Annotated in this window: 13 protein-coding genes; 2 read left to right on the top strand and 11 right to left on the bottom strand. The window is 60.2% G+C overall.

Translation table 11 applies throughout. The annotated features are described in order from the left end of the window. Positions 1–5: 5 nt before the first annotated feature. The gene (locus tag CO583_RS00960; RefSeq protein ID WP_043560012.1) at positions 6–1,391 is read right to left on the bottom strand and encodes a glutamate--cysteine ligase; all 1,386 of its coding nucleotides are present in this window, start codon (positions 1,389–1,391) and stop codon (positions 6–8) included. 142 nt (positions 1,392–1,533) lie between these two features. Then, a complete protein-coding gene (locus CO583_RS00955) occupies positions 1,534–2,250 on the bottom strand; it encodes a 16S rRNA (uracil(1498)-N(3))-methyltransferase (protein ID WP_103765607.1) in 717 nt (238 codons plus the stop codon). Positions 2,251–2,338: 88 nt separating this feature from the next. Here CO583_RS00955 and ubiA point away from each other — a divergent pair, with 88 nt between their 5' ends. After that, on the top strand, positions 2,339–3,268 hold the full coding sequence (gene ubiA / locus CO583_RS00950; RefSeq protein WP_081563198.1) for a 4-hydroxybenzoate octaprenyltransferase: 930 nt from the start codon (positions 2,339–2,341) through the stop codon (positions 3,266–3,268). Positions 3,269–3,378: 110 nt separating this feature from the next. On the opposite strand, the gene CO583_RS00945 is transcribed toward ubiA, so the two are convergent. From CO583_RS00945 to CO583_RS00925, 5 genes are all read right to left on the bottom strand, one after another. Continuing rightward, positions 3,379–4,767 (bottom strand): MFS transporter, encoded by a 1,389-nt coding sequence (locus CO583_RS00945; protein ID WP_043561164.1) that lies wholly within the window; start codon positions 4,765–4,767, stop codon positions 3,379–3,381. Between the two features lies 1 nt (position 4,768). Then, a complete protein-coding gene (locus CO583_RS00940) occupies positions 4,769–6,202 on the bottom strand; it encodes a sugar porter family MFS transporter (protein ID WP_043560006.1) in 1,434 nt (477 codons plus the stop codon). Between the two features lie 87 nt (positions 6,203–6,289). Continuing rightward, complete coding sequence (gene der, locus CO583_RS00935; RefSeq protein WP_043560004.1) at positions 6,290–7,657, bottom strand: ribosome biogenesis GTPase Der; 1,368 nt, start codon at positions 7,655–7,657, stop codon at positions 6,290–6,292. Beyond that, positions 7,650–9,059, bottom strand: coding sequence for a PQQ-binding-like beta-propeller repeat protein (locus CO583_RS00930; protein ID WP_248630506.1), 1,410 nt, complete (start codon positions 9,057–9,059; stop codon positions 7,650–7,652). The genes der and CO583_RS00930 overlap by 8 nt, the downstream gene beginning before the upstream one ends. Continuing rightward, a complete protein-coding gene (locus tag CO583_RS00925) occupies positions 9,056–9,748 on the bottom strand; it encodes a tetratricopeptide repeat protein (protein WP_143539930.1) in 693 nt (230 codons plus the stop codon). The genes CO583_RS00930 and CO583_RS00925 overlap by 4 nt, the downstream gene beginning before the upstream one ends. Positions 9,749–9,868: 120 nt before the next feature. On the opposite strand from CO583_RS00925, the gene CO583_RS00920 reads away from it, so the two are divergent. Then, entirely contained in the window at positions 9,869–10,792 is a 924-nt protein-coding gene (locus CO583_RS00920; RefSeq protein ID WP_248630507.1) for a glycosyltransferase family 2 protein, read from the top strand. A 45-nt stretch (positions 10,793–10,837) separates the two neighbouring features. Here the strand turns inward: CO583_RS00920 and CO583_RS00915 are convergent, their stop codons facing one another. Genes CO583_RS00915 through coaE form a run of 4 tightly spaced genes read right to left on the bottom strand, consistent with a single transcriptional unit; the run spans position 10,838 to position 14,425 of the window. Next, positions 10,838–12,160 carry a dihydroorotase gene (locus CO583_RS00915; RefSeq protein ID WP_081563482.1) on the bottom strand — a complete coding sequence of 441 codons (1,323 nt, stop codon included), beginning with the start codon at positions 12,158–12,160 and terminating at the stop codon, positions 10,838–10,840. A 51-nt stretch (positions 12,161–12,211) separates the two neighbouring features. Then, positions 12,212–13,117 (bottom strand): glycosyltransferase family 9 protein, encoded by a 906-nt coding sequence (locus tag CO583_RS00910; protein WP_248460718.1) that lies wholly within the window; start codon positions 13,115–13,117, stop codon positions 12,212–12,214. After that, positions 13,114–13,809 carry a DNA polymerase III subunit epsilon gene (dnaQ, locus tag CO583_RS00905; protein WP_043559997.1) on the bottom strand — a complete coding sequence of 232 codons (696 nt, stop codon included), beginning with the start codon at positions 13,807–13,809 and terminating at the stop codon, positions 13,114–13,116. Before dnaQ ends, CO583_RS00910 begins: the two co-directional genes overlap by 4 nt. Before the next feature lies 1 nt (position 13,810). Continuing rightward, positions 13,811–14,425 carry a dephospho-CoA kinase gene (coaE, locus tag CO583_RS00900; RefSeq protein WP_043559995.1) on the bottom strand — a complete coding sequence of 205 codons (615 nt, stop codon included), beginning with the start codon at positions 14,423–14,425 and terminating at the stop codon, positions 13,811–13,813.

Here is a 14,425-nt window from a genome sequence, read left to right as displayed (position 1 = left end):
TTTCCTCACAAGGAAATATCCGCTTCCCGGAAAATGTGCCGGACATCACCCTGCCAGACATCATGGTACCGCTCCAGCCACCGCTCCGCCTGTGTTTTGGCACCATCAGCAATCTCATAGAGCGGAGCAAGATAATACTCCTCCCCATGGCCCCGTTTCTGAAGTCCCTGCTCGGCCAGTGTCAGAATACGCTTTGCCAGATGACGCAGCCCGCCCGGGAAAGGAGCATCCATGGCCTGTTCGACAACAAGCTCCGCCAGAGACTGATAATGCAGCCAAGACTGCTCCTTCACCACCCGTTCGGCTTCAGCCAGCACGTCTTCGTCATATAGCAGCCCCACCCAGAACGCAGACTGGGCCACCATCATGTCTGGCCGTCCAGCATCGGCACCACGCATCTCAAGAAACTGCTTGAGCCGGACATCAGGGAACAGTGTCGTCAGATGGTCTTCAAAATCCCCGACCGTTGGGCGCAGGCCTGCCAACGGCTCCTGCTCGACACCATCGAGCCATTTACGGAACGAACAGCCTGCGGCATCAATATTCCGCCCTTCACGATTGACGAAATACATCGGAACATCCAGCGCCCAGTCCACGTAGCGCTCAAACCCGAAGCCTTCCTCAAAAAAGAACGTCGGCTGACCACTGCGCTGATTGTCCGTATCCAGCCAGATATAGGCCCGGTTGGACAGACGCCCCGTCGGCCTGCCATCAGCAAACGGCGAATTGGCCATCAGGGCCGTGATGAGAGGCTGGAGAGCGAGCGACACCCGCATTTTGCGGGCCATGTCTGCCTCGCTGGAAAAATCCAGATTCACCTGCACAGTGCAGGTCCGTGTCATCATGTCCAGCCCACGACGCCCGACCTCTGGCATGTAGCGGCGCATGATGGCATACCGGCTCTTGGGCATCCACGGCATGGCCTCCCGGGGCCAGAGAGGCTGAAAACCAAGAGGCGCAAAACCAAGGCCCAGCTCCTGCGCAGGCCCGGTGATCTGCCTGAAATGGGCAATCATCTCCTGTTCGGTTTCCTGCACCGTCCTGACAGGCGCACCGGAGAGCTCAAACTGTCCCGCAGGTTCCAGAGAGATGGACCGCCCCTTGTGCGGGCCCGCACCTTTCAGGCCTATCAAATGGCCATCATCACGGATGGCCTGCCAGTTCGGCCCTTCCAGAGCGCCAAGCAGGGCACCGATGCCATCCGGCTCATACGCTGGTGGCGCAAACGGCTTCAGCTCTCCTCTGGCCCGTTCTGGCAGACGGAACCCGAACTTTTCATGTTCTGTCCCAATACGCCATTCAGCCTTCGGCTTGCAGCCACGAGCCAGAACCTCGACAAGCTGCGCCCTGCTCTCGATCAGTGTCGTATTGCTTTCACCTGGATTGGACATGCACAAACCCTTATCGGCTAAAATTCACCACGCTATGCCGCAGGACGCTCAGACTGTCCGTAAGCCAGATACCCCCTATACTAGGGGGCATATTTACCTTCATTCAAGAGAACCGACACATATTCGAGCAGCCTCGGGCCGTTCATGCCTGCCGGTTGGCTGCTCCGATCTGGGCCAAGGCAGCACAGGCTGCCGTATCTGCCCGCAATATCCGGGGGCCGAGCGAAAAAGACTGTATGGCCTCATGCCGGGAAAGCCGTTGGACCTCTTCCTCCGCAAAGCCTCCTTCTGGCCCGATGAGCAATGCATCACAGCCAGCGGGAGGCCCTCCCTGCCCATGGCGCTCCAGCGCCACGGCAAGCCTGCGCCGAACCGGCCAGCGGGCCAGAACAGCCGCCAGAGGCTCCAGCGGCATGAGGGTCGGGACATCCAGCCGCTCACACTGTTCGGCAGCTTCCTGTGCGATCAGCCCCAACCGCTCAAGATTCAGGCGATGTGTGTTTGTCCGGGCTGTCAGGACGGGGCGAAAGCGTGTCACACCCAGCTCTGTCCCCATGCGGATGAGCAGCTCCGTCGCATCCCTCTTGAGTGGCGCAAAAAGAAGCTCCACCCCTTCTGTATCCTGCTGGGGCCGCAGACAGGACGTAACGCGCACCGTGGCCTGATTTTTTTTCAGCCCCTCGACAGTCGCCTGCCACTCGCCATCCCGGCCATTGAACAGCACCACACCATCGCCCGGCTGAAGACGCATGACCTTGCCCAGATAATGGGCCTGACCGGCAGACAGGGACACCGTCTCCCCTTCCTGCCAGGGAGACTCTGCATCAACAATAAAAAGGCGTGGATCAGTACGGCTCATGTTTCGGGCATACCGCTTTCCCCACTCACTTTCCAGCATCTGCGATAAAATATTGACCTCATCCTGTTTCTGGCCAATCACTCATCCCATGTCCCAGACCCATCTTCATACCGATATCCGCAGCAATGGCCTGATCGGCCGCCTGCCAGACCCTTGGCGATCCTATGCACTGCTTGCCCGGCTGGACCGTCCCGTTGGCACATGGCTGCTGCTGCTGCCCGGCGTGTTCGGCATCTTTCTTGCCCCACAAGGGCCCCCTCTGGAACGCCGGCTCTTCTATACGGCGCTCTTCGCCATCGGATCGCTGCTCATGCGTTCGGCGGGCTGTGTCATCAACGACATCTGGGATCGCAAAATTGATGCCCAGGTTTCACGCACGGCAGGCAGGCCCCTGGCCAGCGGCGCACTCAACCTGACACAGGGGCTGGCTCTGCTGGCCGTGTTGCTACTCGGAGGGCTGGCCGTATTGCTCGCCCTGCCGCCCATCTGCTGGATGCTGGCACCTCTGGCGCTGATCCTTGTCGCCTTCTACCCGGCCGCAAAAAGGCTGACATGGTGGCCCCAGCTTGTCATGGGATTCACCTTCGGCTTCGGCGCCCCCATGGGCTATGCGGCCAGCCAGAACACTCTGGACCTGCCGGGCCTGCTGCTCTACGGCGGCGTCATCATCTGGCAGCTGGGATTCGATACCATCTATGGTTTTCAGGATATGGAGGATGATGCCCGTATCGGGGTCAAATCCACCTCCCGCCTGATGCTGAACCATGCCCGCCTCTTCGTAGGCAGCTGTTACGCCCTAGCCCTCTGCCTGTTTGCACTCTCGGCTCTACAGGCCGGGTTGCACCCACTCTTCTGGCTGCCTTTCCTGCTGGCCTGCCTCCTGCTGGGCCGTCAGACTGTCCGGCTTTCGCCCTATGATGCTCCTCTCTGTCTGCACTTCTTCCGGCAGAACGTCGCAATAGGCTTCGTCCTGGCAGCCGCCTTCATCCTGGGGGCCAGCCCGACATTCTGGCACTAAACCTGATCTGCTCCATGAGCGTGAGAGGGCCGACATGAAAAATCCCCGGGGCAGAACCAGCACCCCGGGGATTTTTCATACAACAGACTGACCTGTATCGAGCGACCTGCTCAGGTCGTACGCCTTCTGAAAAGCGTCCGCCCTGCACTCAATGCTGCTCCACAGAAAGCCACGGCAGCGGCGGCTCCGAGACAGATGAACGCAGGATGAGGAAACAGGGTGAACAGCCCGGCGACCAGCAATGCCCCTGTCGTCTGCCCTGAAAGACGGGCCACGGAAAGCATCCCGCTTGCACCGCCCTCCCGGCCGGGAGGGGCTGTCACCATGATGGCCCGGTTGTTCGGTGGCTGGAAAAAGCCAAACCCCATGCCAGCCAGAAGCGTCCGCCAAGCAATGGCCGTGTTATCGGCATCCAGCGGCAGGGTACAGAGAAGCACAAAGCCAAGACATGTCACCAGCAGCCCAATGGAAGACAGCAGAGCTGCCGGAAAACGGTCTGCAATCTTTCCGACAATAAAAGACATCACCGCCACGCCCACAGCCCACGGTGCAATCAACAGACCGACTGTGGCCGGATTTTTATGAAAAGCCACTGCCAGCGTGAAAGGCATGGCCACAATATACAGATTCGAAGCCACAAACCCACAGAAACTGACCAGACAGGCCAGCAGAAAGGGCACACGCTTCAGCAGGTCCAGCGGCACGATAGGCTCCTGCCGCTTTTTCTGCCAGCGCAGGAGAAGCCACCAGCTGACAAGGCTCCAGCCCGTCAACCCGGCACCCCAGCCCAGATCACCATGCATGAGGCTGTCCAGCCCGATCCCCAGCAGCGCGAAAGAGGCCACCGTGAGCAAGGAACCAGGGATATCGACCTTCACGTCGCTCCGCGGCGTTTTGGGCAGAGCCTTGCTGGCTAGAAGGATGGCAATGCCACCCAGCGGCAGATTCACCCAGAAAATCCAGGGCCAGGAGGCAATGGAGAGGATGAAGGAGCCGATGGTCGGCCCCAGAGCCACACCCAGGCCGATGAACAGCCCGTTGAGCGCAATCCCCTTGCCTATGAGCTTGTGCGGATAAATGAAGCGCACAAGCGCAATATTCACACTCATGATGCAGGAGCTGCCAACACCCTGAAGAGCCCGGGCAAGCGTCAGCTCCAGCATGTTCTGCGACATGGCACAGGCCACAGACGCAATGAGAAACAGGACAATTCCCAGCTGGCTCATCCGCCCGAAACCAACCCTGGCCCCAATGGCGGCCAATGGCAGGAGACAGGCCAGATTGGCCAGCTGGTAGGCATTGATGACCCAGATCGCCTGCGAAGCAGAAGAGTGGAGATCCGTTGCGATGGTGGGCAGGGCCACATTCGCAACGGAATAATCCAGGATCGAAAGCATCAATGCCAGAATGACAGATGACATCGCCTTGAAGCGTTGCATCCCGTAAAGGCCTGCGTGCCTCTCCGGGTCGTATTCTCCCTCAAGGCTAGGATCTGCCATCTTACTGCCCATTACCCTCTGGTTCTCCCAATTTACGCAGGGGCACCCCTGCAAAAAGATTCGCTTCGATCCGCTCCAGCGAAGCACCCTTCGTCTCCGGGACAAAACCCAGAGTAATCAGCACGAACAGGCCATTGAACGCTGCAAACAGGATGAAGGTCCAAGACGCACCCATCGCCAGCATCATCAGCGGGAAAATGCTGGAAACAACCCAGTTGGCCACCCAGTTTGTCACCGTGGAACAGCCGATACCAAAGTCACGGCCACGTGTCGGCTGAACCTCGGAGCACAGGGCCCAGACAAGCGGTCCCTCACCAATGGCAAAACCGGCCACAAAGACAAGGATCAGAGCACAGAGCAGGATGGAAGCGGCCAGGCTGCCACCACCAAAAGCCAGCACTGCACCGACACCAACCAGCGAAGCACCGACGATGACACAGCTCGTCAACAGCAGCGGACGACGGCCCCACCTGTCGGCGTATCGGATGGCCACACCTGTGAAAACCATGTTGGTCAGCCCGACCAGTGTCGTGGCCCACACGGCAGCATTGGTCCCGAAATGGGCAGCTTCGAACACGCGCGGTGCGTAGTAAAGCAGGGCGTTGATTCCGCTCAGCTGCTGCATGATCTGGAGGGTGATACCCAGAAACACGGAACGACGGAAGTTCGGATTGCTGCGAAACAGCCCATATCCGGCATCACTGCTCTTGGAGAGGCGGTCGTTGATATCGGCCAGCTCTGCTTCCGCCACTTCCTCGTCAGAACGCAGCATACGCAGCACCTTGCGGGCACGCTCCGTATCACCACGCATCATCAGCCAGCGGGGGCTGTGCGGCAGAATCAGCACTACACCGAGGAACAGGGCCGCCGGAACGCCCATGATCCCGAGCATCCAGCGCCAGTGCCCACCTTCGGACAGGATGCTATCGGACACGAATGCCAGAAAAATCCCGAGCGTAACCATCAGCTGGTAGAAGGAAATCATGGCACCACGGGCCGATTCGACCGTGATCTCAGAAATGTAGAGCGGAGCTGCAAATGCTGCCACGCCAACAGCCAGACCAAGCAGGACACGCCCTGTGATGAGCAGGGCCACCCCGGGAGCAAACGCACAGAAAAGCGTACCAACCAGAAAAAGGATCCCAGCGCCCAGCATGGCACCCGGGCGACCAAAAGAAACGGAAATGCGACCAGCAAATGTAGCACCAACAGCAGCACCAGCCATCATGGACGACACGATCCACCCCTGCATGGCAGCACCAGCATGGAAATCAGTCGCAATGAACGGCAAAGCACCAGCGACAACGCCTGTATCCAACCCAAACATCAACCCAGAAAGGGCCGCAAGAATGCCAAGAAACGTAGCACGCCCTGTCGTCTTTTGAGACGAAGAGGCACCGCCCCCACTCCTGGCTGCCGGCGTTACTCCTACCATGATAACTCCTCATTCATAAAGGTCACACACCCCTCCGGCATCGGGGCGTGCGGCGATTATGGACGTTATTGCTCCAAATTCAATAAATTATCGCTCATCCTGCTTCACGAATGGATTACGGCTCCCCCGCAGCAGAAGCCGGATCGGCGTGCCGGGAAGATGGAAGGTCTCCCGCAACCCATTTATGAGGTATCTTTTGTAACTGTCCGGCAGCTGCTCCGCCCTTGTGCCAAACAGCACAAAGGTTGGCGGGCGGCTTTTGGCCTGTGTCATGTAGCGTAACTTCAGTCGGCGCCCATCCACCAGCGGCGGCTGATGACGTTCCACCGCCTCCTCAAACCAGCGGTTAAGATCGCTCGTGCCCACACGGGCGTTCCAGACCTCGCTGGCCCTTCGGACGGCCGGCAGAAGGCGGTGCAGCCCCTCGCCTGTCAGAGCCGAGAATGTCACAACCTCGATCCCACGCATCTGCGCCAGTGAAATTTCGATACGATCAGAAATCGCCTTGCGTGTTGCCTGACGCTCCTTGACGGCATCCCACTTGTTGAGAGCAAGAACACAGGCTCTCCCCTCCCGCTCAATCAGACGGGCAATCTGGAGGTCCTGCTCATCAACACCACGATCTGCATCCAGAACCAGCACAACCACTTCAGCCATTTTCATGGCCTCAATAGAGGCTGAAACAGAGACACGCTCCAGCCCTTCCTGAACACGGGCACGCTTCCGCATTCCAGCCGTGTCAACGATTTCGATCGGCCCGGCCTCGTCCTCGAGCATGACACTGACAGCATCACGTGTCAGGCCAGCTTCCGGCCCCGTGATCATCCTCTCCTCGCCCAGAAGGCTGTTCAGAAGCGTTGATTTTCCAGCATTCGGACGGCCAATGATGGCAAGGCGCAGCGGTTTCTCTCCATCCTGCTCGGCGAGTGTCTCCTCATCCGGCAGAAGGCTGACGATCTCGCTCATCAGGTCGGCCAGTCCCTCACCATGTTCAGCAGACATGGCAAGCGGGGTTCCCAGCCCAAGAGAGAAGGCCTCCATGGCTGCTTCTGCACCGGCCCGGCCTTCGGCCTTGTTGGCAACGAGGAGGACAGGCCGGTTCTGCCGCCGCAACCAGTTGGCAAAATGTGCATCAGCAGGTGTGATGCCAGACCGTGCATCCACGCAGAAAACAACCAGATCAGCCTGTGCGATCCCCTGCTCGGACGAAGCCCGCATACGGCCAAACAACGTCTCGGGAGCTGCTTCCTCCAGCCCTGCCGTATCCACGAGCCGCACACGGCGACCACGCAGCATGGCCACGCCGTCCTTGCGATCCCGCGTCACACCGGGCTCGTCCGACACGATCGCCTGACGCCTCCCGACAAGCCGGTTGAAGATGGTAGACTTCCCCACATTGGGGCGCCCTGCGATAACGACGACAGGCAGCCTGCCTGTCCCAGCGGGATCAACCATAAGCGCGCAGAACACCATCTTCACTCAGAACGAGCAGCTGTCCATCACAGACAATCGGCTGTACCTGGCAGGATGACGGTGTTTCTATCTTTCCTTCTTCCTGGCCCGTCCTGGCATTCACGATCACCATGCCACCACGGTTCATGCTGGAAAGACAGACAAGCCTGTTGTTCAGCATGATCGGTCCCATCCACTGGATGGGACCCTTCTCATGCTCCGGTTTTTTGAAACGGGGCAACTGTTTGACCCACCGTACCTGTCCCGTCACACGGTCCAGGCAGGCCAGCTGCTGGTCCAGGGAGATGAGATACAGCCATTCGCCACAAACACAGAGCGGCGACTGACCACTGACCTCCCGCTCCCACAGACGACGCCCCGAGCGCATGTCGATGGCCACAAGCACACGAGACAAAGATATGGCATAAGCTGTCCCGCCAACAACGACAGGCCCCCCACGCACGCAGGCGAAATCCAACATGGCGCCCAGCCCGTTGCCTCCGCCAAGGCTGTCACTCCAGACAACCTCGCCAGAAGCTGCACGCAGGGCCACCAGATCACCACTGCCGAAACCAGCCACCACAATGTCATTGACAATGGCCGGAGCCCCAGCCCCGAAGAGGGTCGTGCTGACATCGGTCGCCTGATAGGTCCAGCGCTGCTGGCCCGTTACCGCATCCAGAGCGTACAGGCGGGCATCAATGGTCGTGAAAACCATCAGACCACCGACAACAGTCGGGGCGGAGCGCCCCGGCGTCCCGATATCCACGGCCCATTTCTGTCGACCCGTGGCAGCATCCAGCGCCAGGGCCTGCGCCACGCCATCAACGACATAAAGCGTATTCCCCACCAGGGCGAGGCCACCGCCAATATTGGTAGAACGGGTCTTGCGGGCTGGCTGGAGGTGCCAGAGCTGCCTGCGCTCCGGCCAGCTCCAGGCCCGGATGACGCCCTGGGCATCCACCGTGAACATGCGACCATCGCCAATCACGGGCGGGGACTGCAAGGCCCCTTTGCGATTGGGGACAAACGCCACCATGGAAAGCCAGCCAACCCGATTGACACCGGAGCCAACCGACTCACTCCATAGCTGTCGCGTACCATTCCAGACTGCATTGACCGCTTCATGCGACGCTGTCCGCCCTTCCTGCATCCATGCAGTGACGGGCTGTACGGCAGGCAGGGTGATGGGGGCTGTATCATGCGTGTCCACGGCCAGACCTGCCCCGGTTGACAGAACGTCAATCCGTCTGCCCGGCAGAACCGTTTTCTTCGGATCGTCCGAGAAGGCACCACAACCCGCCAGCCCCGTCATGGCAGCAAATGAACAGGCGCCCTTGAGAAGAGAACGACGGGAAGCCTTTACGCCCCCCATCCCCGGCAGTGAAGAAAAATGGCGGTTCATCCAGCCTCTCCCAAAGTCTGCAACAATAATCCGGCCCGACGCCGTAAATCATCCGTGCTGTCCGCTGATGTCTGAACCTCCAGCAGCAGGCGGCGTGCCTCTGCCCGTTCCTCCGGTTTGGCATCGTCCCTCAGGTCCAGCACGGCCAACCCTTCCTTCGCCAGAGGGACCCAGCTTCCCCCTGTCTGAACGAGCGCCTGATAACCACGCCTCAGCTCATCCCTGGGAGCGATACCCATCCGGGCATTCAGGAGGCGATACTGCGCCATCAACGCCAGAGACCTTTCGGAAGCTCGATCATCCACCACCTGCTGCCACAGCTTCAACGCTGTGGAACGGTCATGATCCTGCTCTTTCAGCTCGGCCAGATACATGGCGGCATAGCTGCGTACACCCTGCGGGGCGGACTGGGCCAGATCCGAGAAAATGCCTTCGGCCTTCTGTCGTGCATCACTTTCAGCAGACGGCAGAGCATTCAGATCACCAAGAAGCTTCATGGCCTCGAAATAGCGGTCCGACGCCACGGCCTGAGCCGTATGGAGCCGGTGCTGCTGCCATCCCCATACACCACCGGCAACACCAGCCAGCACCAGAAGAACCACCAGCACGCCGCCCACACGGAGGGCCATGGATCTGAGCCGCAGGAGACGCTGCTCTTCTTCCACTTCCTTAATCAAATCGTCTGACACGCCATATCCTTGCTGGACCAATCATGATAATTCTGACACTCCTATAGCATGACGGACCAGCGGCAAACATCCTCCCCGACAAAAATTACCGCTCCAACCCGCCCCCCCATCGTCAAGGTCATGATGATGCAGAAGGATGAGGGGCCCCGCCTTGCCCGCTGGCTGACCCATTATGCCTGCCTCTTCGGCATGGAAAATCTTCTCATCTTTGATAACGGATCGGAAGAGGTCACCACTCTGGCCCTGCTGGATGAAGCCGAACGATGCGGCGCCCATGTCCGGCGGGATCTGGATACGGCGTTTGATTTCCAGAACAAGGGCGGGCATTTCACGAACGTCATACGCTCCCTGAATCAGGATGCAGAGTATGATTTCGCCCTGCCGGTAGATTGCGATGAACTGCTCTGCGTTTTTACGGAGACCGGGCTTTCTCTAGGAAAGGCAGACATTCTGGCCGAGTTTGCACGCCTGAAGCCTTGGGGCTGCCCCTTCCGCATCGAGCTGAGCCTGTTCAACCTGCCTGGGGACGGACATGAAGGCTGGTACGCCCCCAACCGTCATTTTCACAAAGGCTTCGTGCCCGCCTACCACGACGCCACCATCGACAATGGGCACCATGCCCCTGCTCTGGCCAACACCACGGATGTGAAAATGACACGTTTTGTCTATCTCCACAGCCACAACCGGCCCTATCAGGAAATGATCGACCTCTCCCGGGCGAAACTGATGCCCGAAATGGAGAGCCCTGACGATGTATTTGACCGGCAGAAGATTCTTGCTCACCTCTCCAGACCACACTGCCCGGGCAGTCATCTCTGCCACATGCTTCTCCGCTCCCATGACGAGTATGAGACTCTCTACCGGGATGAGGTTCACATCTATTTTCGTGAGGGCCTGCCCCTGATCCGTTCCCGGTCTGGCAGGATTCATGTCTGGAACAGCCACGCCTATCTGGCCCGTCACCCTGATGTGGCAGGCTATGAATCAGGACCACTGGCCCATTATCTGATGTATGGCTTTCCCGAAGGACGCAGCCTCCACTAACCGGAAAGGGGCCCCTCCCGCCGGAAGAGCCCCTCTTTTCTCCCCTCAGGGCTGGAAGCTGATGGGACGCCCCACATTGCTGGTGACGATCTCATCATCCTGCATCACGACCTGCCCCCGGACGATGGTCCCCACGGGCCAGCCCGTGACGGTCTTTCCGTCATAAGGTGTCCAGCCTGCGGGAGAGGCGATCCAGTCATTGGTGATGGTCCGCTGCTTCTTCATGTCCACAAGGGTGATGTCACCATCGAACCCGACGGCCAGACGGCCCTTGTTCGGCAGCCCATAGACCCGGGCCGGACCAGCGGCCATAACGTCCACGAGCCGGGTCAGGCTCAGACGCCCTGCATTGACGTGATCCAGCATCAGCGGAACGATCGTCTGCACGCCCGTCAGGCCGGACGGACATTCCAGCCACGGCAGTTCCTTGGCCTCTTTGGGGTGCGGCGCATGGTCGGAAGACACCACATCCACCCGTCCATCCCGCAGGGCGGCCCAGCCTGCCTCAAAATGACGCCGCTCATTCCGCAGCGGAGGGTTCATCACGGCCTTGCCGCCCAGACGCTCATAACAGCCCGGCCCTTCGTTGGTCAGATGATTGACCAGAACCTCCACCGTGGCATGACGGCGGTTTTCGCCCAGAAGAATGAACTCTTCTTCCGTTGAGACATGCAGGATATGGATGGGCCGCCCCGTCTTGCGGGACAGGGCCAGGATACGCTGCGTACCCCGAATGGCACATTCCGCATCCCGCCACTCGGCATGACAGTGGTAGGGCTGCCCCGGCTCGAAGAGCTTCCGCCGCTCCCGCAGGCGGTATTCATCCTCCGAGTGGAAGGACACACGGCGATGACCGGAGCGCAGGACCGCCTCGATCCCCTCATCATCCTCGATCATGAGATCGCCGGTCGAAGACCCCGCAAAAACCTTGACGCCACAGACACCCTCTTCCTGCTCGAACTCGGCCAGAAGGGGCGTGTTCTCCCGGGTGGCACCAATATACATGGCGACGTCAATATTCGCCGTCTCCACGATATGCTGACGCTTCCAGTCCAGCATCTTCCTGTCCGTGATGGTCGGATTGGTGTTCGGCATGTCAAACACAGCCGTGATGCCACCCAGAGCCGCCGCCCGGGTGCCTGTCTCCAGCGTTTCAGCTTCCGGCTTGCCGGGATCACGCAGATGCACGTGAGAGTCGATCAGCCCGGGCAGGACATGCAGGCCCGTGGCATCAATGACACGGTCAGCCTCATCACTGGCGGAAACGGACAGGGAAGCGATCCGCTGATCACGGATGCCGATGTCGGCCTGTGCCTCACCCCATGGAAATACGCACCGTCCATTACGGATTATGAGATCAAAATGCATGATGTCTCCCTGAAAAATCTGTCATCGTTTCATCACAGTGATGACCGGTTCTTACCCCTCTCCGGACCATTCATAAAGGGAAAGGGCGGCCTGACAGACATCTTCAGCCTTCAGGCCCTCCATGTTTCCGGCACCGGGCGGGCCGGGAGCCTCAACCACAGCCGTCCAGCGGCCAGAAGGCGCATATTCTGCGGCACGGCTGGGACCGAACAGGCCCAGCGTTGGCACGTCCAGAGCTGCTGACAGGTGCATCAGCCCTGAATCACTCCCGACAAACAGGCAGCAGCGGACCAGCAGGGCTGCAACCTGCGCCAGTGAATATCTCCCGCCAAGGTCCAGAGCCTCCGGCATGGCAGCCCGGGCCGGAGCGGCCAGCCTCGCCTCCCGCTCTCCCGGACCGTAGAACAGGACAGGACGCATCCCCTCTGCCCCCAGCCGGTCTGCAAGAGCCGCAAAAGATGAGGCAGGCCAGAGTTTCGTCTCCGTTCCTGCTGTCGGAGCCAGAGCCAGCCAGCGGATATCACCGGGCAGGAGGCGGGCGGCCATGTCCTGCTCCTCCGGTCCCAGCCAGACATGCGGACGGAAGGGCTGCCTGAAGCCCAGCGACCGGGCCTGCTGCTCCAGCTTCAGCCCTGTCCGCCTGCCCCCCCTGACGACATGACGGGAACGGCTCCATACTCCATAGGCCAGAGGCGATGAACGGAGATCCACCACCACTTCCCAGCGATGGCGCACAACCTGCCACCACAGGGCCAGCCAGTGCCTGTTATGAGGCTTCTTCTCCACCACGATGATCCGCTCGCAACGGGGCATGTACCGGAACAGGTCCTGCACGGCCGGACCGCAGGCGATGGTGAATCGGGCCTGAGGATGACGCTCCATCATCCCGGCCAGCGCCCCCATGGCAATCACGGCATCACCAAGACGATGCGCCGTGATGAAGAGGATGCGTTTCACTCCTGCAACCAGATCGGGTCTGACAGGGTTGCGAGAAATTCGGCATGACGGGCCAGAGTGGCCTCATCCGGTGATGGCATGGGGCGGGCCTTGCGACCCGTCACGGCCCTGCGCTTTCCCGCCCCACCCGGGCCGGCAGCCTGCTGCCGGTCACTGCCCAGACCAAGGCCACGCTGCCGCCCCCCGATCAGCTCCACATACACGTCGGCCAGCAGGCGGCAGTCCAGCAGGGCATTGTGGGTGCCACGCTCGGAGAGGTCGATCCCGAAACGGCGGCAGAGGGCGTCCAGATTGGCAGGCATCCCGGGGAATTTCTTCCGGGCCATGATGACGGTATCAATGGCCCGACTGTCATAATCCAGCACGGGACGTCCGGCCCGCTTCAGCTCCGCATTGATGAACTTGAAGTCGAACGGTGCATTATGGGCGATCATCTTCCCGTCACCGATGAACTCCAGGAACTCATCAGCAATGTCAGCGAAAAGAGGTTTCCCTTCCAGGTCCGCCAGCGTGAAACCATGCACCTTCGTGGCCTCGGGGGGAATGTCCCGTTCGGGATTCACCAGCACATGGAAATAATTCCCCGTCCGCAGGTCATTCACCAGCTCCAGGGCGGCAATTTCGATCACCCTGTCCCCGGTATCCGGGTCCAGCCCTGTCGTCTCGGTATCAAAAAGAATGGAACGGGTCATGTCATCGTCTTTCACGCATCTGCCACAGGGAGGCCAGAATGGCACGGACCTGACGGGCCGCACAGGCACGGGAGAGGCCCGTCCTTATCACGATATCGGCCCGGCGTCGCCGCTCCCTGTCCGGCATCTGCCGGGCCAGCAGGGCTTTCGCATCCGCCTCGCTCATCTGCCCACCCCTCCTGTAACGCCGCCGGATGCGGGACAGACGGACAGACAGCGGAGCCGACACCACCATGACGAGCGTACAGTCCCGATCCGCCCCCGTTTCCCACAGAAGGGGAATGTCCAGAACACAGAACGGCACCTGACGGGACCGGCAACGCCTCAGAAAAGCCTGTCTCTCCTGCCGGACCATCGGATGGATGATGGCTTCCAGCCGGGGCAGGACGGTTGGATCCGCCGCTATGAGACGGCGCAGGGCTGCCCTGTCCAGCACGCCATCATGCACGATGCCGGGAAACGCCTTCTGCAGGGCAGGAACCGCCCGCCCATGAGGGGCCTGAAGATGACGGACGCAGGCATCAGCATCAAAAACAGGCACACCCGCCCTGCGGAAGAGAGATGCCACCGTACTCTTCCCGGCGGCCATGCCACCCGTCAGCCCCAGAACCTTCAC

It is taken from the genome of Parasaccharibacter sp. TMW2.1882 (assembly GCF_023337635.1).
In the GTDB taxonomy this organism is placed as follows: domain Bacteria; phylum Pseudomonadota; class Alphaproteobacteria; order Acetobacterales; family Acetobacteraceae; genus Bombella; species Bombella apis.
Note: the sequence above shows the minus strand (reverse complement) of the source record. Positions and strands in the feature narration are given on the sequence as shown.

What these genes read in the sequence shown, in the direction of transcription:
- CO583_RS00960 (WP_043560012.1), bottom strand. Translation starts at nt 1,391, where the DNA reads ATGTCCAATCCAGGTGAAAGCAATACGACACTGATCGAGAGCAGGGCG.
- CO583_RS00955 (WP_103765607.1), bottom strand. Translation starts at nt 2,250, where the DNA reads ATGAGCCGTACTGATCCACGCCTTTTTATTGTTGATGCAGAGTCTCCC.
- ubiA (WP_081563198.1), top strand. Translation starts at nt 2,339, where the DNA reads ATGTCCCAGACCCATCTTCATACCGATATCCGCAGCAATGGCCTGATC.
- CO583_RS00945 (WP_043561164.1), bottom strand. Translation starts at nt 4,767, where the DNA reads ATGGCAGATCCTAGCCTTGAGGGAGAATACGACCCGGAGAGGCACGCA.
- CO583_RS00940 (WP_043560006.1), bottom strand. Translation starts at nt 6,202, where the DNA reads ATGGTAGGAGTAACGCCGGCAGCCAGGAGTGGGGGCGGTGCCTCTTCG.
- der (WP_043560004.1), bottom strand. Translation starts at nt 7,657, where the DNA reads ATGGTTGATCCCGCTGGGACAGGCAGGCTGCCTGTCGTCGTTATCGCA.
- CO583_RS00930 (WP_248630506.1), bottom strand. Translation starts at nt 9,059, where the DNA reads ATGAACCGCCATTTTTCTTCACTGCCGGGGATGGGGGGCGTAAAGGCT.
- CO583_RS00920 (WP_248630507.1), top strand. Translation starts at nt 9,869, where the DNA reads ATGATGATGCAGAAGGATGAGGGGCCCCGCCTTGCCCGCTGGCTGACC.
- CO583_RS00915 (WP_081563482.1), bottom strand. Translation starts at nt 12,160, where the DNA reads ATGCATTTTGATCTCATAATCCGTAATGGACGGTGCGTATTTCCATGG.
- dnaQ (WP_043559997.1), bottom strand. Translation starts at nt 13,809, where the DNA reads ATGACCCGTTCCATTCTTTTTGATACCGAGACGACAGGGCTGGACCCG.